Genomic DNA, 25,131 nt, shown 5'->3' on the forward strand with positions numbered 1-25,131 from the left:
GGGAGCTTAAATTGACCATGTCCCAAATCACTATCGAGCGACTCAGCAGTGCCGAAGTAAAGACTTCCCCTTTCCCCCATTTCTACCTAGAGCACTCCCTGGCCTCCGATGAGGCCAGCGCCCTGATCGCAGACTTCCCTCCTCTAGACAAAGGCGGCAGCTTCAATATCGAGGATGTCAAAACTTCGGAACGCCTGCGCAGTTTTGTCGAACAATTTGGCAGCACAGAGGTGCGAAGTATTCTCGGTGAAAAATTTGCGCTGGATCTATCTGATAAACCGATGATGGCCACCCTGCGCGGATACTCCCGAGCCAAAGATGGGCGTATCCATACGGACTCCAAAACCAAACTCATTACCGTATTGATCTATCTGAACAACGACTGGTCTGCGCCCACTGGACGCCTGCGTATCCTGCGCAGCGGCAAGAGCCTGGACGACTACAGTGATGAACTACTACCGGGACCAGGCTCTCTGGTGGCCTTTAAGGTAACGGATAATTGTTGGCATGGTTACCCCAGTTTTGTCGGCAAACGACAGGCGATCCAAATCAATTTTTTAAGCGGTGATAAAGCGAAGAAAAAACATCAGTTTTTTCATGGCATCAGCGCACGCTTAAAATCTCTTTTGCGTTAAAAAAATCGGATAATAGTTTTATCCGAATGCGACTGTACAAATTAATTAACTTGCAAACAGAAAAATTTGTTATCGATAGTGGCACTTTTTACAGCCAGCGGGTAATCTGTTGCCACTTGCCTTCGGGAATTTATTAAGTCTATCCCGGTAACTTCAAGAACCTTATTTATGAGTCGCCCGCGCACCCGTAAAAACCGCCCTCACCTGCCACAGTGGCAGGCACTGCTGCTTTTACTGGTGTTTCTCAGTGCCCGTGGTTTGGTTCCCGCAGGGTTTATGCCCGCCGCTTTTTCTGCGGGCACCCCCTACGATTTTTGCCACGGCGACAGCCGCAGCGCTCTGTTATTAAATGCCCTGGCCAGCCAGACTCAGGACCATCATCACAGCCATGGTAGTGGGCATAGTGAGCACAGTGGACACAACCACGATGCACTGACCGCGCATTCTTTTGCCGACAATCACTGTAATTTTTCCGCCGCTGCCAGTCTTGTCCATGTACCTGCATTAGACCTGCATTTCGCCAGTGAGGGGAATATTCTCCCCCTTTTCAGCAACGGCATTAACACCGCTCTTTCTTTATACTACAGCCGCCCCCTTATCCGCGCCCCTCCAGTTTAAAACCTCGGTTTTCTTATTTTTCAAAAACTAAATAGTCGAGGCCTGTTTCTGCGCTTCGCTGCACTACCTTTGCCGGTAATTTTTCTGGTTGGGATATTGCAACAGCCGTAGACCCGCTTCACTAAAAAAACTGGAATTCCCGCTGCTTAGCCGGCGGGAATAAACCCGTGCGCGCTATTTTTACCGCGCTCCCCATGGCCGTGCCTGACCTTCGGCCCAGAAACGGATAAGTCACAATGCGAAAAGTTAAACTCCAAAAGAAAAAGCCATTACACACACCACTGAGCCTGGCAATTATTGCTGGTTGCACCTTTCCATTTTCCCTAATGGCCAGTGAGGGAAATGAAAAAAAAGAGGGGGAAATGGAGCAGATGGTGGTCACCGGAGTAAAAACCGAACTGCCGCTCAACCTACTGACGGACCCGAAAATGCCTCGACAACCCCTACCGGCTAACGACGGCGCCGATTACCTAAAAACCATTCCCGGCTTTTCCGTGGTGCGCAAAGGCGGCACCAGTGGCGATCCGCTGTTGCGCGGTATGGGGGGCTCGCGCCTGGGCATGTTATTGGATGGTGAGTCTCTTATGGGTGGCTGCCCCGGCCGTATGGACCCACCTACCGCCTATATTTTCCCCGAAAGCCTCGACGAAATAGAGGTGATTAAAGGCCCCCAGAGCGTCACTCACGGACCGGGCAATTCCGCCGGGGTAGTGCTGTTCAACCAACAGCGGGAGCGCCCGAGCGAACCCGAATGGGATATGCATGCGAGCCTGCTTGGCGGCAGTGCCGATCGAAAAGACGGGCTCTTTGACCTGGCGTACAAAACCCCAGAATTTTCCCTGCGCGGTTCGGCAACCTCTGCCTCTGCGGATGATTATGAGGATGGAGACGGCAATCGGGTGCACTCCGGCTACGAGCGCTGGAGTGGCAAAGCCAATCTGGCCTGGACCCCCGATGATGACAGCCGCCTGGAATTCGAAACAGCTTTTAGCGATGCCGAAGCGGCCTATGCCGACCGTGGAGTAGATGGCAGTAAATTTGCACGCGAGAGCTACAAAGCCAAATACCGGCGCAGCAATATCGGCGCTCTGCTGAATACCATCGAAGTGCAGATCTATTACAACTATGTCGATCACATCATGGATAATTACAGCCTGCGTAATCCCTCGGGAATGGCTGCCAATCCAGTCGTCATGAATTTAGACAGCGAAACCATTGGTGCCAAGCTGAGTCTGCAGCTGAGCCCTGCGGATAACTTTGAGCTGACAGCAGGCCTGGATACCTGGGAAAACCGTCACCGCGGACGCATGAGCATGAACCAGACGATGGTTGATTACCGCCAGCGCAACTGGAATACGGATGCGGAATTTTCCCAACTGGGCATTTTCTCTGAAGCCAGCTGGCAATTCGCTCCGGATCAACGCTGGATCGCCGGCGCCAGACTGGATGACTGGGAAGTGCGCGACCTGCGCGAGACAATTTCGTTATCGATGATGTCCTCGGTCGATAACCCCACCGCTGGTGAGAGCCGCTCAGAACAACTGCCCAGCGGTTTTATACGCTATGAATTGGCGCTGCCAAGTACCTCCACGAGCTCTGCCACCCTCTACGCCGGGCTTGGCTACAGTGAGCGCTTCCCGGATTACTGGGAAATATTTTCCCGCGAAGCAGCAGATTCCTATAGCGCACTCAATATAGAGTCAGAAAAAACCAGTCAACTGGATATCGGCACTATCTATCGCACTGAAAAATTGTCTGCCAGTATTTCCGCTTTCGCCAGTGATGTCCGCGACTACCTGTTAGTACAGAATGATTACCAGAAGGCTGCGGTGATGTCAGGCATGGGCACCATGTCCTCGATGGGCAATGCAATGGATATGGGGGAGCCTGGGGATAAGCGTACCGCTGCGGTAATTCGCAATATTCAGGCGCGCACCTGGGGACTAGAACTAGATGCCAGCTATCAATTAAACGAAAACTGGCGCACCGAATTTACGGTCACTTCAGTGCGTGGTGCCAACGACACAGACAATACCACCCTGGCCCAACTGCCCCCACTGGAAACACGCCTGGGGCTGCACTATGAGCAAGCTCAGTGGTCGGCGGGTATTCTGTGGCGGGCTATTGCCAGCCAGGATCGCGTCGATATCGGTAAGGGTAACATTATCGGACAGGACTTTGGGCCCACAGATTCCGCCGACGTACTGTCAATTAACGCAGGTTGGCGCCCAAGCCAGCGGCTGCTATTCACTGCAGGGGTCGATAACTTACTAGATGAAACCTATGCAGAACATATCAGCCGTGCAGGTGCGGAAATTCCCAACTTCCCACAGTTGGATAGGGTTAATGAACCCGGTAGGACTTTATGGATAAAAACCATTTACCGTATTTAAAACACGATGACTAATTAACTGGTCTGAAAAGCCGGACATAGTATGTTAAGCGGGAAACACCTTAAATTTTCCGCTTAACATAAATTTATAGTTAAAAGCGATAGGAAAAATTAAGACTTAAAGTACGTAAGTGCCCAAGGTTCACACGGTAGACAGAATTAATATCGTTGTAGTTGTATTCTATGGAAGTATCAAAATCCTGGTTCCACATAAACCGATAGCCGACCCCAAGATTCCAGAAAGAGTCGTTGCCACTGGCATCGATCACATGATAATAATGGCCGTCGTAATACCAGTCTTTTTCCTTGTCATAAATATCATACAGGTGCCACTTGTCTTTATTGTGATACCAATAACCATATTTACGCACATCATTCAGATCAACATCGGCATAATTCCACCCCGCCATCCAGTAGAGACACTGAACGTAACAATTCAGGGTAAAATCCACTTTAAAATTGAGCCCCACCTGATTAATTCGCACGTGATTATCATCAAAGCGGGAAAATTGTAAATTCACCTGCCAAACACCCACGGCGGGTGTCACGCCAACGCTGACATAACCAAAAAAATCCCGCTGATCATTGAGCTGCAATTCCCCTGAACCCAGTCCCAGCGTGGTAATAATTCGATATTCACCCGACTCAATACCATCGAAAGGATTATTCCATTCGACTGCAGTGACCAATGGTGATAACAGTAAGGCCAAGACACATAACACCGTCTTCATTACATCCATCCTTGCAGCACGACGCTTTTTAATTCATCCCCCTTACCAAAGCTTAGCTGTCATGGTTATCCACCTCAGAAACTTATCCGAATCGAATGCCAAATTTATATGGATAATGATCCTTAAAGGCTTTCCACATCAATAATGGCCCAGATACCACCGGCAAATGCTGGGTTATCCCGCAAATTGTCGACGTCTTGAGGCTGCGGCATCGGCTCTCCAGCTTGCCGTAATTCTTCCAGGCGTTGAAAAATAGTCTCCGCCATTTTTTGTAGAGCGGCATCCAGAGTTTCGGCATAGCAGTGACAATGCGGCAGGTCGGGTGCTATGGCACCAAAGCCGGCGTATTCAATGTTGTGAAGCACAACCGGATAGCGCATTAGAAAATTCTCTTATACATTGGCTTTCCAAAGCGTAGACGGGTTTCAAAACTGCGAACGAAATATGGCAAGGAAAATCAACAAATTCCCCAATAAAATAAACCCTGCGCAACCGCACCTATTACTTCAGAATAAACCGAAAGCTGAATAATTAATTTTTGAATTTATTGTCTAGGTTGGAGCTGAACCTCATTGCGAGGGATTGCATTATTTAACCGGAATGGTTATTGGAGGGGCGACGCCAAACACCCTAACCACTGCGACATTTAAACCTTATCAAGGTGCGAACGACGAAAAATTTAGCGCGGCATTCTTCCGAGAAGTGCCCTACGGGAAAAAATCATGCCGTTAAGAGTGCGCCATAGGAATTTTTGATTTTCTGCCTCCGGCTCCACCAGGGCATCCTGCTGCCGCTGTAACCAGGCAATCTCCTGTTCCAGCTGCCTGCGTAAACAGCGGGTTTCACTCAGATCTGAAGCTTTGCGGCTCACCTGAAGAGGCATAACACCGGCCTTTTGTGCTGGTTTTAAAGGTTGATAAAAAATAAATAGAACCCCCACTGAAGTGGGGGCATGGCAAGCTTAGTTCACTGGAGACTCTGCATTTAGCAAATCCTGCCAATCGTAAGATGCATCACCGATCACATAGAAAAACGGATTCAGCAAAGAATCTTTGCTGTTATAACGCAGCAGCTTGAAGGAATCGTCCACCACTGTGCCACCGGCAGCCTCAACCACCGCCTGGGCTGCGGCTGTATCCCACTCACAAGTGGGTGCGAGCCGCGGGTAGAGATCAGCGGCCCCTTCAGCCACCAGACACAGTTTGAGAGAGCTACCCATGTTTTTACAGACCACCGCACCCAATTTGGATTCGATACGCTCTACCAGTTGATCCACGGCGCCGGCACCATGGCTGCGGCTAGCAACCAATTCCACTGCATCACCAGCTTCCAGGCGCGGCTTCAGCGGGCGCACATGAATTTCTGTATCGCCGGAAAGCGTGCGCTTAAAGGCACCATCACCCTTGCCACCAGCATAGGTGATATCCAGTACCGGCACATGCACCACGCCCAGCACAGGTTCGCCATTTTCAATAAGGGCCACATTAACGGTGAACTCACCAGTGCGACGAATAAATTCCTTGGTGCCATCCAGCGGGTCCACAATCCAGTACCGCTGCCACTGGCTGCGCTCGGCAAATGATGGCATTTCCTGCTCTTCCGATAATACCGGTACACCGTCAATCAGCTGCGCCAGAGCAGGGGCTAAAATTTTGTGTGCCGCTAAATCCGCGGCTGTAACCGGCGAGTCATCCGCCTTGGTGTCCACCTCCAGCTCAGCACTGCTGTGATAAACCTCCAAGATAGCTTCACCGGCGTTTTTGCAGATTGCAATCACCTGCTCCAATAATGCCTTATTCATTAAAACTCCCTTATTTTTCAGGTGGTGAGTATAAAGTCTCAGGAGGGGAAAAGGTCCTTCACCGACAGGTAGCGCTCACCGCTGTCATAACTAAAAATCAATACGCGGCTACCGGGCGCAAATTCGCCCTCGCGCTTTTTCAGCGCAGCCAGGCTCGCTCCAGAGGAAATACCCACAAAAATCCCCTCCTTCAAAGCGCACTTACGCGCCATTTCAAAACTATCTTCTCCATTTACCAAAATGGTGCCATCCAGCATTTTGGTATTGAGTATCTCGGGAATAAAACCAGCACCAATCCCCTGCAAGCGGTGCAGCCCTTTATCACCACCGCTGATCACTGGAGAATTTTCCGGTTCGACGGCAAAAACCTGCAACTTGGGAAAGGATTCCTTCAGTACCTCTCCACAACCGGTGATGTGGCCTCCGGTGCCGACCCCAGTAATCAGGTAATCGAGCCCCTCGGGGAAATCTGCGAGGATTTCTTTGGCGGTGGTGTCACGATGCACCTGGGCATTGGCACGGTTACAGAACTGCTGCGGCATCCAGCTGTTTTCATGCTGCGCCAATAGTTCCTCGGCTTTAGCGATAGCCCCGCCCATACCCTGCTCCTTGGGAGTAAGCACCAACTCAGCCCCCATAGCTTTCATCACCTGGCGCCGCTCCAAAGACATGGATTCCGGCATGGTGAGAATCAATCGATACCCCTTAACCACTGCCACCATGGCCAATCCGATGCCTGTGTTGCCGGAGGTGGGCTCGATAATCACACCACCGGGCTGCAAAGCACCGCGGCGCTCTGCATCCTCAATCATCGCCAGGGCAATACGGTCCTTGATGCTGCTGCCGGGGTTAAAACGCTCCACCTTCATCCACACTTCGATATCTGGGCGAAACAGATGATTGATACGCACATGCGGGGTATTGCCGATGGTTTCCAGAATATTGGCTGCCTTCATTGATGAAGCTCTCCGTTAATGGCTCTCACGGCAGACAGGCAGTCCACCGATTAATATTTTCCTGTGCGCAGATAGTAACCCAGATGTGCGCCGTCCCAAGAGACCCACAAGGAAATCCCAATGGCACACACGTATAAATTCCTCTGCAAGTAATCGCCGCCAACACAAGGAACTGGTTTCACACGGAGCTGTGAATTCATGGCGATCCGGTTGGTGGTAACACGTCTTTGTGCCACATTTAGTGACTGGCTTCTTTCCGATAAATATAAAACCAAAAATAAAGGCGCTGCCATGAATCCGAATATGACCTCCGATGCCCATGATGCAACCCAAGCAAGCCTATTTATGCCTGTAGCATTTATATTCTTTGCCGCTCTTTTTATGCTCCTCGACAGCATGGCAATTCAAGGGCTGTGGATGGCTTCGCTGAAAGCGCTGCCAATCGCCATTCTCGCCCTGATGGCGATGCGGCACCTGGATGGGCTCACTCGCACTCTGACACTTGCGGCCCTGACTTTTTCCGCACTCGGCGATGTACTCCTGGAAATGAGATTTGCCCACCAGTTTATCTTTGGCCTGGGTGCTTTCCTGGTGGCACAACTTCTCTACGCGGCCAATTTCCTGCGTTTTGCCGACTTCCGCAAACGCCGCAGTCTGATACGTATCTTGCCTGTTCTGCTGGCCGCAGTGGGACTGGCCCGCTGGATACTTCCCGCTGCGGGGGAGCTGGCGCCAGCAGTGCTTCTTTACTTGCTTGCCATTGTCGCCATGGCCCTAGGCGCCGGGGCTCACCGGGGCAATTCCGGGCTGCTATTCGCCGGTGCACTTACTTTTATGCTGTCCGACGCATTGATCGCTGTGAATAAGTTCATAGCACCGCTACCTCTAGCCGACACAGCAATTATGCTCAGCTATTACGGTGCTCAGTTTGCCATCCTGTACGGCATACGCCGTGCCCAGGCATAATGCCCACCTTCATACTGGGGATATTTTGGGAAGGCTACAATTTGGCTTCCCACCCCCACCACAGAGAGGTAGACAGGCCCCATGCTCGACTGGCGAAGTATCGACACCGTACTGCTGGATATGGACGGCACCCTGCTGGACTTGCACTACGACAACCATTTCTGGCTCGACCATCTACCCAAACGCTACGCCGAAGTACACGGTCTCGATCCCGAGCGGGCCCAAATAGAGCTGCAGCGGGAAATTGATGCACGCCGCGGCACTCTGGAGTGGTACTGCCTGGACTTTTGGGCGGAAACTCTGAAGCTGGATATCCTCGCGATACTGCGCGAGATCGAAGAGCGCATCGCCCTGCGCCCCCATACCGAGGCCTTCCTGCAGGGACTGCGACAACTGCGCAAGCCCACCTATCTGGTCACTAATGCACACCGCCATGGACTCGACCACAAACTGCAAATTACCGGCCTCGAGCAATGGTTTGACGACATCATTTCCTCCCACGATTATGGACATGCCAAAGAGAGTGGAAGCTTCTGGCACGCCCTGCGCGAGGAGGTGGCCTTCGACCCGGAGCGCACGCTGTTTGTTGACGACAACCAGAGTGTGTTGGCCGCCGCACAGGACTATGGCATCGCCCACCTGTTGTGTATCCGCCAGCCGGACAGCCGCGGCCCCAAACGGCAGATCAGCGACTTCCCGGCGATTCATCACTTCGATGAAATTATGTCATTGCAACGCAGTAACAAAGCGCAGTAACAATAAGCCCGCATAACCCGGGCCCAAGTTTATATTGATCAACAGGATTCGATGGAAAAAGTACGTATCGACAAGTGGCTCTGGGCCGCACGCTTCTTTAAGACCCGCAGTATCGCCAAACAGGCTATCGAAGGTGGTAAAGTGCACGCCGATGGACAGCGGGTCAAAGCCAGCAAAGATCTCACCGTTGGCGCGCTTTTGAGTATCCGCCAAGGCTGGGACTTGATTGAGGTGGAGGTTATTGCCCTCTCCGACCAGCGTCGCGGTGCCGATATCGCCCGCACCCTGTACCGCGAGACCGAGGACAGTATTGCCCGGCGCGAAAAGGAGCGCACTGAACGCCAGGCAGCCAATGCGGGGATTCAGCGCGAGCGACCCAATAAAAAGCAGCGCCGCCAGATCCACCGCTTCCTACGCGAGCAGGAGTAGGCTCAAATGACAAAAGTGGTGAAAATTCCGCCATTTTTGTCTATAGCTGCTAAACTGCCCCCACTTAACCCGATAGAAAACAGCCACGATGAAACGACTGATCGCCATCTCCCTGCTGCTTCTGCTCGGAATGCAGACGGCCCTCGCCGATAGCCGCGAACACGAGCAGCTCAAGCGTTCGATAATCAAAATTTACACCACTGCTGCCGCCCCGGACTACTTCAATCCCTGGGCGTTGCTTAACCCCAAGCAGTTATCTGGCTCCGGCGCGGTTATCCGCAACAAGCAGATCCTCACCAACGCCCACGTGGTGGCCAACGGTAGCTTTATTCAGGTGCAACGCCACGGCGACGCCAAGAAATTCCGCGCCCGAGTGAAGTTTGTCTCCCACGACGCCGACCTGGCTCTGCTCACCGTGGATGATGACAGTTTCTTCAAAGACACCCGCCCACTGACACTGGGCACACTGCCGGACCTGCAAGAAGAGGTCACCGTGTACGGCTACCCCATTGGCGGCAAGTCCCTGTCGATCACCCGCGGCGTACTGTCCAGGGTGGAACACCAGTACTATGCCCACGCCGAGAGCTATCTGATGGCCGGCCAGATCGACGCGGCCATTAACCCCGGCAATAGCGGCGGCCCGGTCATTTCCGGTGGTCGTATCGTCGGTGTGGCCATGCAGACCAACCAGAGCGCCGAAAACCTGGGTTATTTTGTGCCTCCCAGCGTAATCGCCCATGTACTCGAAGACGCCAAAGACGGCGAACACCAGGGCTTCCCCGAGTTGGGCCTGGTGACCCAGAGCCTGGAGAGCCCCTCCATGAAGAAGGCTGCCGGTCTTAGCGAGGACCAGGACGGCGCAATGATCGTCAAGGTATTTAGCGACTCCCCCGCTGCTGAAATTTTCCAACCCGGCGACGTGTTGCTGGAAGTTGATGGCTTCGAGGTTGCCGCCGATCGCACCGTCGAATGGCGTGAAAACCAGCGCACTAACTACCACTACGCGGTGGACCGCCATCATGTCGGCGACAAATTACCGGTGCGCTTTTCCCGCAATGGTGAAGAAAAAAGTGCGCAAGTGGCCCTGGCAGCACCGCCACCCTCCCGCGCCCTGGTGGTGGGTGAGCAATTCGACCAGCAGCCGCGCTATTACATTTATGGCGGCGTGGTCTTCGTGCCTCTGAACATGAACCTGATCAAGCGGTGGGGCAAGAGCTGGCATTCCAAGGCGCCAATCGATTATCTCTATGCACGCAACCAGTGGAGTGACGAGAGCCGCCGCGAGCTGGTGGTTGCGCTCAAGGTCCTGCCCGCCAACGTCAACCTGGGTTACCACGATTGGAAAAACTGGATTATCGATTCGGTGAATGGCCACAGTGTCGCGGACTTCGACGAGTTTGCTCAATTGATGGAAACCAACAAGGAAAACTTTGTAGAGCTGCGCGATCGCTCCGGCTATCGTATGGTGCTAGATCACGCCGAAGCTCAAGAACAAGAGGCAATGATTCTGCAGACCTACCATATCCCCCAGCGCCACTCGCAGGGGCTGTTCAGCAGACTGGCCAATAAAGAGGAGTAAGGCCCGCTGTGTGGGCTATGGAGAAGCCGTGAAACAACTGAGAGGAATCCTAGTTGGCAGCCTACTGCTGGCTGCCAGCGCCAACGCCGGTGAGCTCTATCGCTGGGTCGATGCCGATGGCAGAGTACATTTTAGTGATCGTCCCCCGGCCGAGGGTAAGGCCCAGGATATTTCTGGGCAATTGGGCCCAATCAATACTGCTAAGGCCACTCGGGTTCAGCGGAGTCTGATCACTTCAAAAGCCAGTGCCCCAGAACGGGAGTATCAGCAACGTCAGCAACAAGAGCAACGCGCACGCCAACAGGAGCAACAACGCATTTGCACGAAAGCGCGCCAACGCCTGCGCTCACTCAACGGGCGAGTGGCCTTTATCGACAATGATGGCAAAGAGGTGCGTTATTCAGAGCGAGAGCGGCGGCAAATGGCCGAACAACTAAAGCGGGAAATCGCCAATCGCTGCGGATAACCCTTTCCCCTCAGCCTTCACAATCAGGTGCCGGCGCCACAATTACCCACGCCGGCTACCATTTAGACATATCCACCTCTAAAATCCCGCGGTTTTAATACCGAGGCACTCGATCTATGTCCGATCAGCTGGAACGCTTTATCTTTTCCCAACACGATATTCGCGGGCAGATGGTGACCCTCACCGACGCCTACCGCGAAGTGCTCAAGCATAATCCACTGCCTGCACCGGTAGCACATTTGCTGGGAGAGTTTCTTGCAGCCGCCTGCCTACTCTCCACCACCCTGAAATTCGAGGGCATATTGAGCCTGCAGGCCCGCGGTGAGGGTGATGTGCCGCTGATTATGGCCGAGTGTACCCACCACAGTGATCTGCGCGGCATTGCCCGTGTCGCCGGTGGCGCCCAAATCAGTGAAGAGGCCGGCCTGAGCGATATGATCGGGCCTCGCGGTGTCATCGCTATCACTTTGGAGCCCAAGCGTGGTGAGCGCTACCAGGGGGTGGTCCCGCTGGAAAAAGAGAGCCTGGCCGGATGTCTGGAGGATTACTTTGCCCAGTCGGAACAACTGGAGACACGCTTCTGGCTGGAGTGCGATGGCAGTAACGTGGGTGGTATTATGCTACAGGTACTGCCCGGCAATAATGCCGCCAGCGCTGAGGATAACAGCGACGCCTGGGAAACCGCCCTGCACCTGGCAAATACCGTGACCCCTCAAGAGCTGTTCGACGTGCCCCACGACGAGCTGATTCACCGCCTGTTCCACCAGCTGAAACCGGCTACCCTGGGCACCGACAGTATTCGCTTCAAATGCAGTTGCTCACGGGAGCGCAGCGCACGCGCCCTGGTCTCTCTCGGTGCTGAAGACGTGTACAAATTACTGGAAGAGCAAAATGGCGAAATCGTCAGTGATTGCCAGTTTTGTAATGCCCAATACCGCTTTGATCGCGAGCAGGTAGAGTCACTGCTCAATGCCCCACCCCACACCCTGCACTAGGGAAATTATTGCCAGTGCTGAGCTGCCTCAGCTACTGGCAATTCATAACTTAGAACACAAAAATTCACGAAATCTATAAGGTAAAAATACTACATAGATCTCATGAATCAAAAACACCTTAATTTGGGATGACAGCGCTGTCAAAGCGCAAAAAGTGACCGTGTTTGCTACCCGCTTATTTTGAATTTTGCCATAATGCGCCCCCCAAATTTTGCCTGGCTGTCTAATACTTGGACGGCTCCTATTTTTTACTATCCAACATTCACGGGTAATCGACGAATGGCACAGATCGACGACACCGCGCTGGTTTATAAAAACCTTTCTCCAGCAAAATTGGTAGAGCTGGCTCTTAAGCGCGGCGAGGGTAAACTTTCCGACACCGGCGCGCTGGTGGCTGAAACTGGTGCCCGCACCGGCCGCTCCCCGGCGGACCGCTTTGTTGTAGAAGAGCCCTCCACCGCCGATAGCATCGCCTGGGGCAATGTGAACCGCCCCTTCCCACAGGACAAGTTCGACGCACTGTGGGACCGCGTAGAGGCATTTGTAGCCGGTGACGACACCTTCGTGCAGCACCTGCACGTCGGCCAGGACGAAGACCACTACCTGCCGGTTGTCGTAACTACCCAGACCGCTTGGCACAACCTGTTCGGCCGCAACATGTTTATCCGCGCCGAAAAGTACAACCCCAAGGCGAAGGAAGAGTGGCGCATACTGCACGCTCCCAACTTCGTTTGTGAGCCAGAGCGCGACGGCACCAACTCCGAAGGCTGCGTCATCATCAATTTCGGCCAGCGCCGCGTGCTGCTGGCAGGTATGCGTTACGCCGGTGAGATGAAGAAGGCGATGTTCTCCGTGCAGAACTTCCTGCTGCCGGAGAAAGACGTGATGCCAATGCACTGTGCCGCCAACGTTGGCAAAGACGGCGATACCTGCCTGTTCTTTGGCCTGTCCGGCACCGGCAAGACCACCCTGTCCGCAGACCCTGAGCGCTACCTGATCGGTGACGACGAACACGGCTGGAGCAAAGGTGCAGTATTCAATATGGAAGGTGGCTGCTACGCCAAAACCATCGACCTGAGCCAAAAGAATGAGCCGGTAATCTGGGACGCTATACGTTTCGGCGCTATCGTTGAGAACGTAGTCACCAACGAAAATGGTACCGCCGACTACTGTGACACCAGCCTCACCGAGAACGGTCGCTGCTCTTACCCGCTGGAGCACGTAGAGATGCGCCAGCTGGAAAACCGCGCCGGCGAGCCGAAGAACGTCGTCTTCCTCACCTGCGATGTATCCGGTGTACTGCCCCCAGTATCCATCCTCTCCAAAGAGGCTGCGGCATACCACTTCCTGTCAGGTTACACCGCGCGCGTAGGCTCTACCGAGCTTGGTGCAGAGGCCGGTATTCACCCGACTTTCTCCACCTGCTTCGGCGCTCCGTTTATGCCGCGCGCCCCGCGTGAATATGCGGACTTGCTGATGAAGCGCATCGAGGACTTCGACTCCAAGGTATACCTGGTAAACACTGGCTGGACCGGCGGCTCTGGTGACAACGGCAAGCGTTTCCCGATCCCTGTAACCCGCGCAGTAGTTGCGGCTATCCAGAGCGGCGCACTGGAAGGTACTGCCACCGAGCATCTGGAAACCCTGAACCTGGATATTCCTCTGGAAGTACCAGGCGTCGACAAGTCCTACCTGAACCCGCGCGAAGCCTGGGAAGACAAGGCTGCCTACGACGACCAAGCCGGTAAACTGGCCAAGCTGTTCGCCGAAAACATTGAAAAATTCAATGTCAGCGATGATGTGAAAAACGCCGGCCCCAAGGCCTGATCGGCTTGATATAGCCTTCTTTTAGAGGCGCAAAAGCCCCGCCACCGCAAGGTGCCGGGGCTTTTTTTGTTTTCCAATCCCCCAGTAAGAGGTCGATTTTTGCGGCTATAGTGTTTAAAGAAGCGCCGACGAAATAGGCGTCGGCACGAAGACTTTCATGTCTCAGGCATATTTCGGAGCTGTAGCCGCACCCCATGACTGAAGGCAACTCTTTTACCCGCTTCAGGACACTCTACCCCCACCGGCCGCCCGGCCGGCGAATCAATTTTGTGGTGGTCGCCAGCCTGACGCTGCTACTCGCCGCAGTGTTGGCTGCATTATGGCTGTGGCTATGGCTGAAGTCGCAGGAAAAACCCTATGTCGAAACCCGCGGTTATCGCATCGCCAGTGAAGAGAGCTTCAATCATTTCTTACGCAATGGTGAAAACCGCACGCGGGTACAGGCACTCAGTGACTACCTAGAGAGCCAAGGGGTAGGCGAAGTGACTGCAGTGAGCAACCTCCTGCGCCAGGGTCGCGAATGGCTGGAGCTCGAGAAGCCACCATTCGCACTTCCGCCGCAGGGTGAGTGGGCCAACATGGTCTCCACTTTGAAACTACTGCGCGATGAGATAGTGCCTTTAATCGGTCCAGTGGCGGTAATTTCCGGCTTCCGTAGCGACAGCTACAACCGCGAGCTGGAACACACCGACAAATCTCGCCACCGGGCATTCTGCGCCCTCGACCTGATTCCAACCTCCCACATTAGCCAAGGTGAACTCGCGGAAGAACTGCAAGCTCTGCATGCACGCCTGGGCCCGGAGAGCAATTTCGGCCTGGGTCTCGGTAAAGAGCTGCTCTTCCATATCGACACCTGTGGCTACCGCACATGGCAACTGGTGGATTGAAGCATGGCTATACAAGACAACAGTGATCGTCAGACAGGCAATACCCGAAACCAACGGCGCAGGTTAATACTTCTGGGAGGGCTACTGCTCATCGCCATTATTATTGTGCTGTTATTCACCTCGGAGAAAACACGGGATCTGGGAGAACGGCTCATCAGTCCTATCGAACTCCTGCCGCTGCCGGGGATCCCCGAAGTTTACGATATCCAGGGCTACCCAGCTGCCTCCGAGCGAGTGTTCAGCCGCTTCCTAAAACAAAATGCAAACCAGGCTCTGTTCGACAAGTTAAAGAACTTTCTACACATCAACCGAGTGGACCAGGTAGTAAGCCCGTTTGAGCTCCTGCGCCAGGGCAGCGACTGGCGGGATCTGGATGAGCCCCCTTTCGCCATTCCTCCAGTGGAAAACTGGGGCTCAATGATTTACACCCTCAGGGTGCTGCAGCGGGAGATAGTACCGCGTATCGGCCCTGTTACAGTGGTCTCCGGCTGGCGTACCACCAGTTACAACAGTAAGGCCGGTGGCTCCAAAGGCAGTAAACATTTGCGCTTTTGTGGCCTGGACGTAGTGCCGCAAAATAAATTTACCCGCGAGCAGTTGGTTCCTGTCTTGAGAGATATCCACAAGCACAAAGGCAAGGAATGGAATATGGGGCTGGGAATCTATAAAGGTATCCGCTTTCACGTTGACACCTGCGGTTACAGGCGCTGGTAAATCCCCCCTGCTTCTGCTTAGATAGATCGCAAATTAGGCGCCCGATACCACAGGGCTTTGCAGAAGTAGAGGGAATCCCAGTGCAGGAAAAATTAGAAAGGCGCTCATTTATTCTTTCGCTGATACTAGTATCAATAGCTTTTTTAGTATTGATTAAGCCCTTCTTTACGCCAATTTTTTGGGCTTGTGCCATCGCTCTGATCTTTTATCCCGTATACCGGCTGTTGATGCAGCGCTTTCCCAATTCCCCCAATTCTATGGCTCTGCTGACGCTTTTTATGTGCGTCATATTGTTGGTAATACCGGTGTTGGTGGTGGCCACTTCTTTTATCAATGAAGCAGTGACCCTCTATCAAAAGGTACAGGAAGGGCAAATTGATGTCTCTAAATCCCTGGAGCAAGTGCGCAATGCCTTCCCACGAGTGAACGATATGCTCGAGGGTATCGGTGTAGACATCGATGAGGCAAAACAGCGCCTTCTCGGTGGCGTGATGAATGCCGGCAGCTTTATTGCAAAAAATGCCATAGAAGTTGGGCAGAACACCGTTAACTTTTTTGTCATGCTCGGCCTGATGCTCTACCTCACCTTCTTTTTGATTCGCGATGGCGACAGGCTGGTCAATTTAATCATTCATGCACTGCCCCTTGGGGATGAGCGCGAGCATCTACTGCTGGCCAAATTTGCCGAAGTCACTCGCGCCACAATTAAAGGCAATCTGGTTGTCGCGATTACCCAGGGCAGCTTAGGCGGTATTATTTTCTGGGTCCTCGACCTGCCCGCGCCACTGCTTTGGGGCGTACTGATGACCCTGTTGTCGCTGTTACCCGCCGTTGGCGCAGCACTCATCTGGTTTCCCGCAGCGATCTATCTGTACGGTATCGGTGAGCCGGTTAAGGCGACCATTCTGTTAGCTTATGGGTTTACCGTTATCAGCCTGGTCGACAACCTGCTGCGCCCTATTCTAGTGGGGCGGGACACCAAGCTGCCAGATTACCTGGTGCTATTTTCCACCGTGGGCGGCCTGATATTGTTTGGTATCAGTGGCTTCGCCATGGGCCCCCTGTTAGCAGCCCTGTTCCTGGCTTTCTGGGAAATTTTTATGCGGGAGTTTGTCCATCCGGAAGATATGCTGATGCCCCCTAAACCGGAAAGCAAAGATATGCTGATGCAGCATAAAAAAGATAATGCGTAATTAGGATTCCCTTATTATTGGTGCGCTGCGAGAATCCTGGACCGGTCTTCTCACAGCGCACTGAGACACTGGTTGAGCTTACTCATCGGTCCCTAATCCAACATCTGCGCGCCTTCATTAGCTCTTTTCAGGTCCGCAATCAACAAAATCATCTTGGCAAAAGTCAGCGCCATAGCCAGCACCACCCGGTCCGAACCAGCACGGCAAGTTACCAACTAAAAACCAATAACAAGCATTGCTAGTACAGTCATAAACCACAGCAGTGCGGGAATTCTCACTACGGCAGCCCTACCACCAATCAGATGCGGTGTAGCTCGCAAATAGTCGGCCTTATAGCGTCTGATAATATGATTCTGTACTAACTGCCAAAACTCTCTGAGAACCTCTTCACTGCGCACAATATCTACCGTACTTACCGGGATAAAGGGATAAAATCGCGAAGGTCTAGATACTCTGCAATCAACTCACGCGCGCGATCACCTTCATCCTGTTTCCAAAAAATCCCATTCAGATAGACACGCCTGAGGAGATTGACCTCCCGCACTAGCAACGTCATGTGCTCATTAAAACGATCCGAAGTCATATTGAAGGAAAAGGCTAAAATAAACGCCACAAACCTTGGGTAGCGGCAACAACATCGCTGTTAGGGGATTCTATGTCGTCGAGAATATTGGATCCCCAATAGACACCCAAAGCCAGGGTGAAGAACACTAGCCACACGGTAAACAGGTAAAGCAGCGACAAGGAAAGTCCATAAGCCTTATCGCACAAATGCATAAGACTTCCCCCTCCATATCAAAAAAGTCTGGCTCACACAGTAGGCAATACTCAGTCACTCTTGGCAAAGATGACAGTTACAGAGGGTCCTCACCCTGCAAGCGTCATATAATTGTTGGAAGCACACAGCGGCAATAGCATAGACGCCACTTTTGCCGGAGCGGATGACCCTATGAAATATTGGCTTACCCTGATTGTCGCCATAATACTCAGCGTACCGCTGATGGCGTTAGAGGTCGGGCAAAAAGCACCCGACTTCTCCTTAAAGGGCACAGATGGAAAAACCCACTCGCTACAGGACTACGTTGGAAAAAGTGCGGTAGTAATCGCCTGGTATCCCAGAGTCTTTACCAAGAACTGCACAATTGAATGTAGATCCTTAGTTAAAAACGGTGAGCAAATTCGCTCATTTAACGTTGCCTATTTTATGGCTAGCACCGATGAACTCGATGAAAAAGTCCGGTTTGCCAAGTACAATTCTGCTGACTTTCCCCTACTAAGCGACCCAACGGGAGAAGTCGCCAAAGCCTACGATGTCTTAATACCCTTTATAAAACTCGCCCGGAGGGTGAATATATATATAGGTAAAGATGGCACCATTCTGAAAATAGACAGAGATATCAACCCCGCCACTACGGCTGAAGATATCGTCAAAAACCTAGAGAAACTCGGCGTGGAAAAGGCAGAAAGAACAGAACCCTAATTAATTTATTTGCCAGGGAAGCTCAGGATTGCTTATAAAATCCGGACCATAATAACCGGCCGTTAATAATTCACTCGATAATTAGGAAACTCCAGAGCAACACTGCTGCCCCTTAGAATCATAAAGTCAGTTTTAATACCTCAAAAGACCCCAAACTAATTTTTTATAAAAAACCGACTAGATAAAGCTCAATACATTCAAGCAGCCTTCAGCTTAACACAATCATCACATATCTAAGACTGCCACCTATTTGGCTCCCTCATCACCCCCCCCCACTTATAACTCTCAGATTTAGCAATCCATAAAGACACTTTTTTCCATAATCTCCCCATACCCATAGTTCAGAGGAGTGTTTTTAACAAATCTTAGAATCCATAGTAAAGACTTACAAACGGCCACTACACTGAAACACCTACTAACGCCATATCCAACTACATAAATAGAAGCACCGCCGTACCAACCTCAAAGATGAATATTTAAATAAAAAATGTATTATGCGCAAAATTTTTCACGACCAACTGGAAGTCTATGTATGAAAAGGATAACCAACCTCTACAGAACACTACTTATTTCTACGGTATTAATTAGTGCATGCAGTGGAGGTGGAAGCAAAAGTGGCGATTCATCTGAGCCAACCCCAAGTCAATCTACACCATCCACACCTTCAACCGGGGGCGACACCTCAGGCCAGCCCTCCTCCCCATCAGCAATCACTCTACATGGTATTTTCACCGAAGACTTTAAGGACTTTCCTGTCATAACTGTCACAATTGGTGAGAAAGAGTATATTGCCGACCAAAAAAATAATAATGAATTTAGTGTTGAAGTCGACTCTAGTCACGAAAATGAACTGGTAACTTTTTCGGCCAAGGGTTCTATGCCCAACGACTGGGATTTCGAATTCCGCTCATATGCCGGATCATTTACAGACATAAAAGATAAAGCCATTAATAATGAAGTAAGTTATTTAAATAATAATCCTGCATTTGCAGTAGGAACTTTCACTGGTGTCATGGCAGACCTTATTGACTTGGCAAACAATGGAGAACTCATTACTTCAGTCGAGGATTTAAAAAAATATACTTTCGAAGTCCCACTGGATGAAGCCATACAGCTAGCCGCCTATATGAAGGCCACTATTTCTAGCGCCACAACAGATAAAAACGACTACTATTTTCCTGTTGATAAATACTCTAACAACAAAGATTTCATCAAAGACTTTCAATTTTCCATACAGAAATCTGAAGATATAATTAATCAAAGCAAAAATACTCATGATATCTATTTAAAATCTATCAATCATTTACTAGAAAACAAATATTTCCGAGATCCAAGCTACAAACTCAATGCATCTGAAGAAATAATTTTTACCACAAGAAGAACTGATACAGATAGAACCCTAAAAACCGGGCTCATTGAGCTAAACACACAATACCAAACTAGCGGATCAGCATATTTATCGGAAGCGGGGAAGTTTACTCTAAGCACGGATGAATTTGGCAATATAAGCGGCTCTCTCATCGGAGACTCTACATGGGAATACTATATAGAAGAGAACTGCGTAAATATGCGGGATAGAGAGTTTGAAGCAAAACATGCTTTCACGACGCCTTATAGTCAGATAATAAAAATTGACTTTAAAGGTATGTGTGAAGGCCCAGATGGGGACTACGAAATTACTGAGAGCAGATACTTTCATGTAACTGACACTAAACTAACTTTCCCTTGGGATTCCTTGCCAGAGGAATTTTATGCAGCCTCTTATCATCCAGAAACATATAAAAACTGTGACTGCGACATATTTCCTGCAAAATTCACCAATAAAACTGAGAGCACCGGAGAAATAGTTTATGGCGTATCTTCAGAAAATAGTGAAAAGTATTCATACACCTTTGGCGAAGATCTAAGAGTGAAGTATGAGGGAGGCACTGAAATCCGCTACATTCCGCTAGGGGCTTTCAACAAAGTACTTAGATTTATTGGTATAGGCAACAACACTCAAACCAATAAAAAGAAAGTATTCTCTGGATTCATGATGGAGAAAAAATCTAAAAACATACCCACTCCTATAAGGCTTGAACATAACGCTCCCTTTCTCAATGACTACAACTATGCACTAACCTATAAAGATAACGGAATTTTCCATATCGAAACCTTGTATCAGGAGCAACCGCTGACAGAATCCAAATGGAACATCGGTCGACTCATAGGTTCATGGAAGAAAACTCAAAATGACACTCTTTTAGCAAAACACTACTATGACCCATCACTGGAAACTGAAAGCAATGAAAGTTTTCCGTATCTAGCCACTTGTGAAGGACAATCTGACGAATGTGTTTTATGGAGAGAGAGACACACAGAATTACTAGACATCGATGAGAATTTTTATTACATCCGAGTGACCCAAAACGCTCTATATTCCATCCCAGATGCCAGTAGGACAGACTACCGGGGCGGCTATATCGGCCGATTTAAAAAAACCAATATAGAAAATTAGCTTCGTCAAGTACTTTAAGCTTGTTGAATCCCAGGACTTGTAACTATTGAGTCCTGGGATTTAGCCACAATTACTTTCAAATTAAAATCAGCAAGAATCTTGTATATTACCGACCTTAGGACGATTAATAAGAATAGGAACCATCAACTTAAGCAACACGGATATTACGAGGCCACTACCAATTTGATCGTCCCACTCTCACAAACCTCAAATCACTCGATAACAAAAGAGATCCCAAAACAACACTGCTGTCCCTCAAAATCATCGAGCCACTTACAAACGCTAAGGGTTTCCTCACCCTTGCTGGATTTCACCACATGCTCAAGTAAATAATCTGGCTTACCGGAATTAAAAACGCGAATATCTGCCGCCTTCAATGCTGAGGCATTTTCTGCCCAAACCAGCTGGTCATCGGTCTTTCCCGCTACATCCTCACCAGCCAATTCACATATTTTTCGATTTCCCCATAAATACTGCTCATCTCTACTTTTTACCCAGAACAGAAACGGCATACTATCGAGAACACTTAACTCATCAGCAGTCATAAACTTTCTCCAGGCTTCTACCAATACATTTAAGTGGAATAAATAAATATTGGTAGAGAAGCCAAAAAAAGTATGTACTTATTCAGCGATTAAGATTTAAAAGAAATATCCGCTTAATTATTTATAAAGCTATTCCTTAAGTTAAGCGCTGAGCAATTCTTAACTTCCATTAATTTCCAACTCCTTTAACTTCCTCGTCAGAGTATTGCGCCCCCAACCCAGTAGATCCGCAGCATCCCGCTTGCGTCCAGCGGTGTGCTTTAGGGCGATTTCTATCAGGGCCTTCTCGAAGGCCGGTACGGCCTCACTGAGAATTTCCTTGCGCCCGGCGCTCAGTGCCTGATCGGCCCAGATACGCAGGGCTTTTTGCCAGTCCAGTGGCGTTTCGATTTCATTACCCTGCTGATGCAATTCCTGCGGTAGGTCTTCAATATGCACTTCACGGCCGGAGGCCATCACGGTAATCCAGCGACAGGTATTTTCCAGCTGGCGCACATTGCCGGGCCAGTCGAGACCGGAGAGGTATTCCTCCGCATCTTTGCTGAGAATTTTCGGCTCTACGCCGAGATCGGCGGCGGCGGCATTAAAGAAGTGACGTACCAACCGTGGAATATCCTCGCGCCTGTCCGCAAGGCGCGGGATATGAATCCGAATCACATTCAGGCGGTGGAACAAATCCTCGCGGAATTTATGCTCGCGCACCAACTCCTCCAGGTTTTGGTGAGTGGCGGCGATAATACGCACATCCACTTTTACCGGTGTATGGCCGCCTACTCGATAAAATTCACCATCTGCCAGCACACGCAACAGACGCGTCTGTGTATCCGCTGGCATATCGCCAATTTCATCCAAAAACAGGGTGCCACTATTGGCTTGCTCGAAGCGACCTGCCCGCTGAGCGCTGGCGCCGGTAAAAGCACCCTTCTCGTGTCCGAATAGCTCCGACTCCATCAGGTCTTTGGGAATAGCGGCCATATTGAGGGCAATAAACGGCTTGTTACGACGCGGGCTGTGATTGTGCAGGGCCTGGGCCACCAGCTCCTTACCGGTTCCCGATTCACCGTTGATTAACACGGTAATATTGGAATGAGAAAGGCGCCCAATAGCACGAAATACCTCCTGCATAGCTGGCGCTTCGCCAATAATTTCTTTGTTGCTTGCGCCATTTTCCGGCTCCGCACGCTCTTCCTGGGCCTGTTCCTTGGCGTGCGCCAGCGCGCGACGGGTAACCGCTACCGCTTCATCGATATCGAACGGCTTGGGTAAATATTCGAAGGCTCCACCCTGATAGGCAGCCACGGCGCTGTCGAGGTCCGAGTGTGCGGTCATGATAATAATCGGCAGGCCCGGCCGTTCCGCCTGGAATCTCTCCAGTAATTTGAAGCCATCGGAGCCCGGCATGCGGATATCGCTGATCACCACATCTGGGGAGTCACTGTAAAAATCGTCCAGTGCGCGATCACCACTCTCGTAGCACTGGGTCTCAATCCCCTCCCGTGACAGCGCTCGCTCCAGTACCCAGCGGATTGATCGGTCGTCGTCAATAATCCAAACGCGATTGCTCATTCTCTAGGTTCCTGTATTAGCTGATTCGGTAACAAGTGGCAGATAAATCTGGAATACACTACGGCCCGGTCGGCTGTCGCATTTAATTAAGCCACGGTGTTGGTTGATGATGTTTTGCGAAATAGACAACCCCAGCCCCGAGCCTTCGGCGCGCCCAGAAATCATCGGGAAAAAAATACGCTCGCGGATCTCCTCGGCAATGCCGGGGCCGTTGTCTTCTATTTCGATACGGCAAACCAGCGGGCAGTGACGCCGACCAATCGTGAACTGGCGCTGTACCCGCGTACGCAGCACCATTTCGCCATTGGTGAGACCAATACTCTCATCGATGGCCTGCATGGCATTGCGGGCGATATTCAACAAGGCCTGGATCAACTGCTCGGGGTCTGCCGGCACATCGGGGATAGAGGGGTCGTAATCCCGTCGAATCAGTAGTTCACCCCCGCATTCGGCTTCGACCAGTTGTGCCACCCGCTCTAGGATCTCGTGCACATTGCTGGGCACCAGCTGTACCGGCTGGCGCGGTCCAAGCAAGCGATCAACCAGATTGCGCAGGCGATCCACCTCCTCAATGATGATCTGGGTGTATTCCTCGAGGGAGGCATCGGGTAGTTCACGCTGCAGCAGCTGCGCGGCACCGCGAATCCCTCCGAGGGGATTCTTTACCTCATGAGCCATACCTCGCACCAAATTGCGTGCGGTCTCCTGGGTACTGAGCAGTGCATCCTCGCGCGCAATGCGCAACAAACGATCCATCGGCTGCACTTCCACCAGCAATACCCCCAGCTCCGGTACGGGGCTGACGGAGTAATCTACGGTGCGCGTTTTTAGGTTGTGCAAGCGCCAGTGGGCGCGCCGCACCGTGAATTTTTCCCCTGTGAGGAGCGCGTTGTGCAGTGCTTTTAGTGCGGCGTTAGATTCCCTCACCACCTCCTGCAGAGGCATACCCTCAACCCGTGCATTGGAGGCAGCCAACAGATCCTCGGCGGCATTATTCAGGTAGCAAAGCGATAACTGGTCATCCAGTACCAGTACCGCTGAAGTTAGGCTGTCTAGTAGCTGACGCAACTGGTGATCATTGAGCATTCAATCGTTTCCGCTTTTCATCGAGGGGCCGGGACAATCTCCTATGTCCGGCGCGATAACCCCTTGTATCTAGCCAGTGCAAAAAGCAAACCAAAATGGCGCACGGAATCGTTGGGAGGCACTGCCCAACCTACCCGGCCTTAGGGGTTTTAAACGATTCAGCTGACACATGCACCGAAGCACTTGAGATAGCTTACCCCTATGCGCACCATTTTAGTGCGCAGAACAAAATTCAACCAGCAAGGATAAAAACGGCGACCCCCACCAAAAAAGAAGTTATCGGTGAGGGTGTTGAGGGCGGGGCAAATTTAGGGGCTGGGCTGGGCTTGGGGGATACCCGGCCCAACCGGAGCCCTGGGGGCTTGCGGTGCACGCGGTGCCGAGTTGTCAGGCAATCTGCCACCCGGACGTTTCACATAGAGAGTAACCACCTGAGATTGTGCCAATACCTGGCCCTTGGAGTCGGTGAGTACCGCCTGCACAGTATGAGTGCCGCGCTCGAGCAGGGAGATATCCAGGCCCGCTCCAGAAGAGCTACCCTGCCAGGGCTTGCCATCTACCACCGCAAAGAAACTCGCCCCCTCTGGATACACCGGCTGCACGTCTACCTGAAGTGGAATAAAGCGCTGTCCCGGCGGGATGGTGGCGCCATCCAGGGGACTCACTATCTGGATAGAAACCGGGCCTGTATAGCCCTCCTTGCCGGTGTCAGTCTCATCTTTTGGAGACAATTTACGAGTTGGCAGGGTTCGCGGCAGGGCAATGGGCTGAACATTGATGGGAGCCAATTGCACCTCCTGCGCCTGCCCATTGGGTGGTGGCGTATCGCTGAAAGTTACCTGACCATCGGGGCCGACGACCTTGTAAATAGTACTGGAGGTATTCCCATCATCGGTGCCGGCAAAGGCCACCAGGGGAACAGCAAGGAAAAGGGCCTGAAGCAGTTTCATATTTTCCATCACTCACTCAGCCGCGAAGCGGTAGTCCTTGTCTCAGCCCAATACGCGGGCCG

The 25,131-nt window shown here is 51.5% G+C and carries 25 protein-coding genes; 15 read left to right on the forward strand and 10 right to left on the reverse strand.

Annotated features, from left to right (window positions below):
* Nucleotides 1-17 precede the first annotated feature (17 nt).
* From ACJJIO_RS08515 to ACJJIO_RS08525, 3 genes are all read left to right on the forward strand, one after another.
* Nucleotides 18-635 carry a 2OG-Fe(II) oxygenase gene (locus ACJJIO_RS08515; RefSeq protein ID WP_444910742.1) on the forward strand — a complete coding sequence of 206 codons (618 nt, stop codon included), beginning with the start codon at nt 18-20 and terminating at the stop codon, nt 633-635.
* Between the two features lie 168 nt (nt 636-803).
* On the forward strand, nt 804-1,253 hold the full coding sequence (locus tag ACJJIO_RS08520) for a hypothetical protein (protein WP_444910743.1): 450 nt from the start codon (nt 804-806) through the stop codon (nt 1,251-1,253).
* Between the two features lie 236 nt (nt 1,254-1,489).
* Complete coding sequence (locus tag ACJJIO_RS08525) at nt 1,490-3,646, forward strand: TonB-dependent copper receptor (protein WP_444910744.1); 2,157 nt, start codon at nt 1,490-1,492, stop codon at nt 3,644-3,646.
* 91 nt (nt 3,647-3,737) lie between these two features.
* Here ACJJIO_RS08525 and ACJJIO_RS08530 read toward each other — a convergent pair whose 3' ends face one another.
* From ACJJIO_RS08530 to cysK, 5 genes are all read right to left on the reverse strand, one after another.
* Nucleotides 3,738-4,376, reverse strand: coding sequence for an outer membrane beta-barrel protein (locus ACJJIO_RS08530; protein WP_444910745.1), 639 nt, complete (start codon nt 4,374-4,376; stop codon nt 3,738-3,740).
* Between the two features lie 122 nt (nt 4,377-4,498).
* On the reverse strand, nt 4,499-4,756 hold the full coding sequence (locus tag ACJJIO_RS08535) for a type II toxin-antitoxin system HicB family antitoxin (RefSeq protein ID WP_252083702.1): 258 nt from the start codon (nt 4,754-4,756) through the stop codon (nt 4,499-4,501).
* A gap of 299 nt (nt 4,757-5,055) precedes the next feature.
* Nucleotides 5,056-5,259 (reverse strand): hypothetical protein, encoded by a 204-nt coding sequence (locus ACJJIO_RS08540; RefSeq protein ID WP_444910746.1) that lies wholly within the window; start codon nt 5,257-5,259, stop codon nt 5,056-5,058.
* A gap of 78 nt (nt 5,260-5,337) precedes the next feature.
* Complete coding sequence (gene cysQ / locus ACJJIO_RS08545) at nt 5,338-6,177, reverse strand: 3'(2'),5'-bisphosphate nucleotidase CysQ (protein ID WP_444910747.1); 840 nt, start codon at nt 6,175-6,177, stop codon at nt 5,338-5,340.
* A gap of 38 nt (nt 6,178-6,215) precedes the next feature.
* Complete coding sequence (gene cysK / locus ACJJIO_RS08550) at nt 6,216-7,133, reverse strand: cysteine synthase A (protein ID WP_252083705.1); 918 nt, start codon at nt 7,131-7,133, stop codon at nt 6,216-6,218.
* 198 nt (nt 7,134-7,331) lie between these two features.
* On the opposite strand from cysK, the gene ACJJIO_RS08555 reads away from it, so the two are divergent.
* The 10 genes from ACJJIO_RS08555 (at nt 7,332) to ACJJIO_RS08600 (ending at nt 16,945) form a co-directional block, all read left to right on the forward strand.
* Entirely contained in the window at nt 7,332-8,099 is a 768-nt protein-coding gene (locus tag ACJJIO_RS08555; protein ID WP_444887472.1) for a lysoplasmalogenase, read from the forward strand.
* A gap of 81 nt (nt 8,100-8,180) precedes the next feature.
* Complete coding sequence (gene yrfG / locus ACJJIO_RS08560; protein ID WP_444883080.1) at nt 8,181-8,855, forward strand: GMP/IMP nucleotidase; 675 nt, start codon at nt 8,181-8,183, stop codon at nt 8,853-8,855.
* Between the two features lie 51 nt (nt 8,856-8,906).
* Nucleotides 8,907-9,284 (forward strand): Hsp15 family ribosome-associated heat shock protein, encoded by a 378-nt coding sequence (locus ACJJIO_RS08565; protein WP_444887474.1) that lies wholly within the window; start codon nt 8,907-8,909, stop codon nt 9,282-9,284.
* An 88-nt stretch (nt 9,285-9,372) separates the two neighbouring features.
* Complete coding sequence (locus tag ACJJIO_RS08570; RefSeq protein WP_444910748.1) at nt 9,373-10,863, forward strand: S1C family serine protease; 1,491 nt, start codon at nt 9,373-9,375, stop codon at nt 10,861-10,863.
* Nucleotides 10,864-10,891: 28 nt separating this feature from the next.
* The gene (locus ACJJIO_RS08575) at nt 10,892-11,329 is read left to right on the forward strand and encodes a DUF4124 domain-containing protein (protein ID WP_444910749.1); all 438 of its coding nucleotides are present in this window, start codon (nt 10,892-10,894) and stop codon (nt 11,327-11,329) included.
* A 116-nt stretch (nt 11,330-11,445) separates the two neighbouring features.
* Complete coding sequence (hslO, locus tag ACJJIO_RS08580; protein ID WP_444910750.1) at nt 11,446-12,324, forward strand: Hsp33 family molecular chaperone HslO; 879 nt, start codon at nt 11,446-11,448, stop codon at nt 12,322-12,324.
* Nucleotides 12,325-12,603: 279 nt separating this feature from the next.
* A complete protein-coding gene (locus ACJJIO_RS08585) occupies nt 12,604-14,151 on the forward strand; it encodes a phosphoenolpyruvate carboxykinase (RefSeq protein WP_444910980.1) in 1,548 nt (515 codons plus the stop codon).
* Nucleotides 14,152-14,345: 194 nt separating this feature from the next.
* On the forward strand, nt 14,346-15,038 hold the full coding sequence (locus ACJJIO_RS08590; protein WP_444910751.1) for a M15 family metallopeptidase domain-containing protein: 693 nt from the start codon (nt 14,346-14,348) through the stop codon (nt 15,036-15,038).
* A gap of 3 nt (nt 15,039-15,041) precedes the next feature.
* Nucleotides 15,042-15,752 carry a D-Ala-D-Ala carboxypeptidase family metallohydrolase gene (locus tag ACJJIO_RS08595; RefSeq protein ID WP_444883087.1) on the forward strand — a complete coding sequence of 237 codons (711 nt, stop codon included), beginning with the start codon at nt 15,042-15,044 and terminating at the stop codon, nt 15,750-15,752.
* 80 nt (nt 15,753-15,832) lie between these two features.
* Entirely contained in the window at nt 15,833-16,945 is a 1,113-nt protein-coding gene (locus tag ACJJIO_RS08600; RefSeq protein WP_444883088.1) for an AI-2E family transporter, read from the forward strand.
* Between the two features lie 597 nt (nt 16,946-17,542).
* Here the strand turns inward: ACJJIO_RS08600 and ACJJIO_RS08605 are convergent.
* Entirely contained in the window at nt 17,543-17,722 is a 180-nt protein-coding gene (locus ACJJIO_RS08605) for a hypothetical protein (RefSeq protein ID WP_444910752.1), read from the reverse strand.
* 172 nt (nt 17,723-17,894) lie between these two features.
* Between ACJJIO_RS08605 and ACJJIO_RS08610 the strand changes: the two genes are divergently transcribed.
* Together ACJJIO_RS08610 and ACJJIO_RS08615 are read left to right on the forward strand one after the other, a co-directional pair.
* Complete coding sequence (locus ACJJIO_RS08610) at nt 17,895-18,425, forward strand: peroxiredoxin family protein (RefSeq protein WP_444910753.1); 531 nt, start codon at nt 17,895-17,897, stop codon at nt 18,423-18,425.
* Nucleotides 18,426-18,957: 532 nt separating this feature from the next.
* Nucleotides 18,958-20,922: a hypothetical protein gene (locus tag ACJJIO_RS08615; protein ID WP_444910754.1), complete on the forward strand. Its 1,965-nt coding sequence runs from the start codon at nt 18,958-18,960 to the stop codon at nt 20,920-20,922.
* Nucleotides 20,923-21,134: 212 nt separating this feature from the next.
* Here the strand turns inward: ACJJIO_RS08615 and ACJJIO_RS08620 are convergent, their stop codons facing one another.
* From ACJJIO_RS08620 to ACJJIO_RS08635, 4 genes are all read right to left on the reverse strand, one after another.
* Nucleotides 21,135-21,467, reverse strand: coding sequence for a PAS domain-containing protein (locus ACJJIO_RS08620; RefSeq protein WP_444910755.1), 333 nt, complete (start codon nt 21,465-21,467; stop codon nt 21,135-21,137).
* A 159-nt stretch (nt 21,468-21,626) separates the two neighbouring features.
* Nucleotides 21,627-23,033 (reverse strand): nitrogen regulation protein NR(I), encoded by a 1,407-nt coding sequence (gene ntrC / locus ACJJIO_RS08625; protein WP_444883092.1) that lies wholly within the window; start codon nt 23,031-23,033, stop codon nt 21,627-21,629.
* A gap of 3 nt (nt 23,034-23,036) precedes the next feature.
* Nucleotides 23,037-24,119, reverse strand: coding sequence for a nitrogen regulation protein NR(II) (gene glnL / locus ACJJIO_RS08630; RefSeq protein WP_444910756.1), 1,083 nt, complete (start codon nt 24,117-24,119; stop codon nt 23,037-23,039).
* Nucleotides 24,120-24,427: 308 nt separating this feature from the next.
* Nucleotides 24,428-25,069: a DUF4124 domain-containing protein gene (locus tag ACJJIO_RS08635; protein ID WP_444910757.1), complete on the reverse strand. Its 642-nt coding sequence runs from the start codon at nt 25,067-25,069 to the stop codon at nt 24,428-24,430.
* Between the last annotated feature and the right edge of the window lie 62 nt (nt 25,070-25,131).

The organism is Microbulbifer mixtoriginis (SeqCode), from assembly GCF_052467235.1.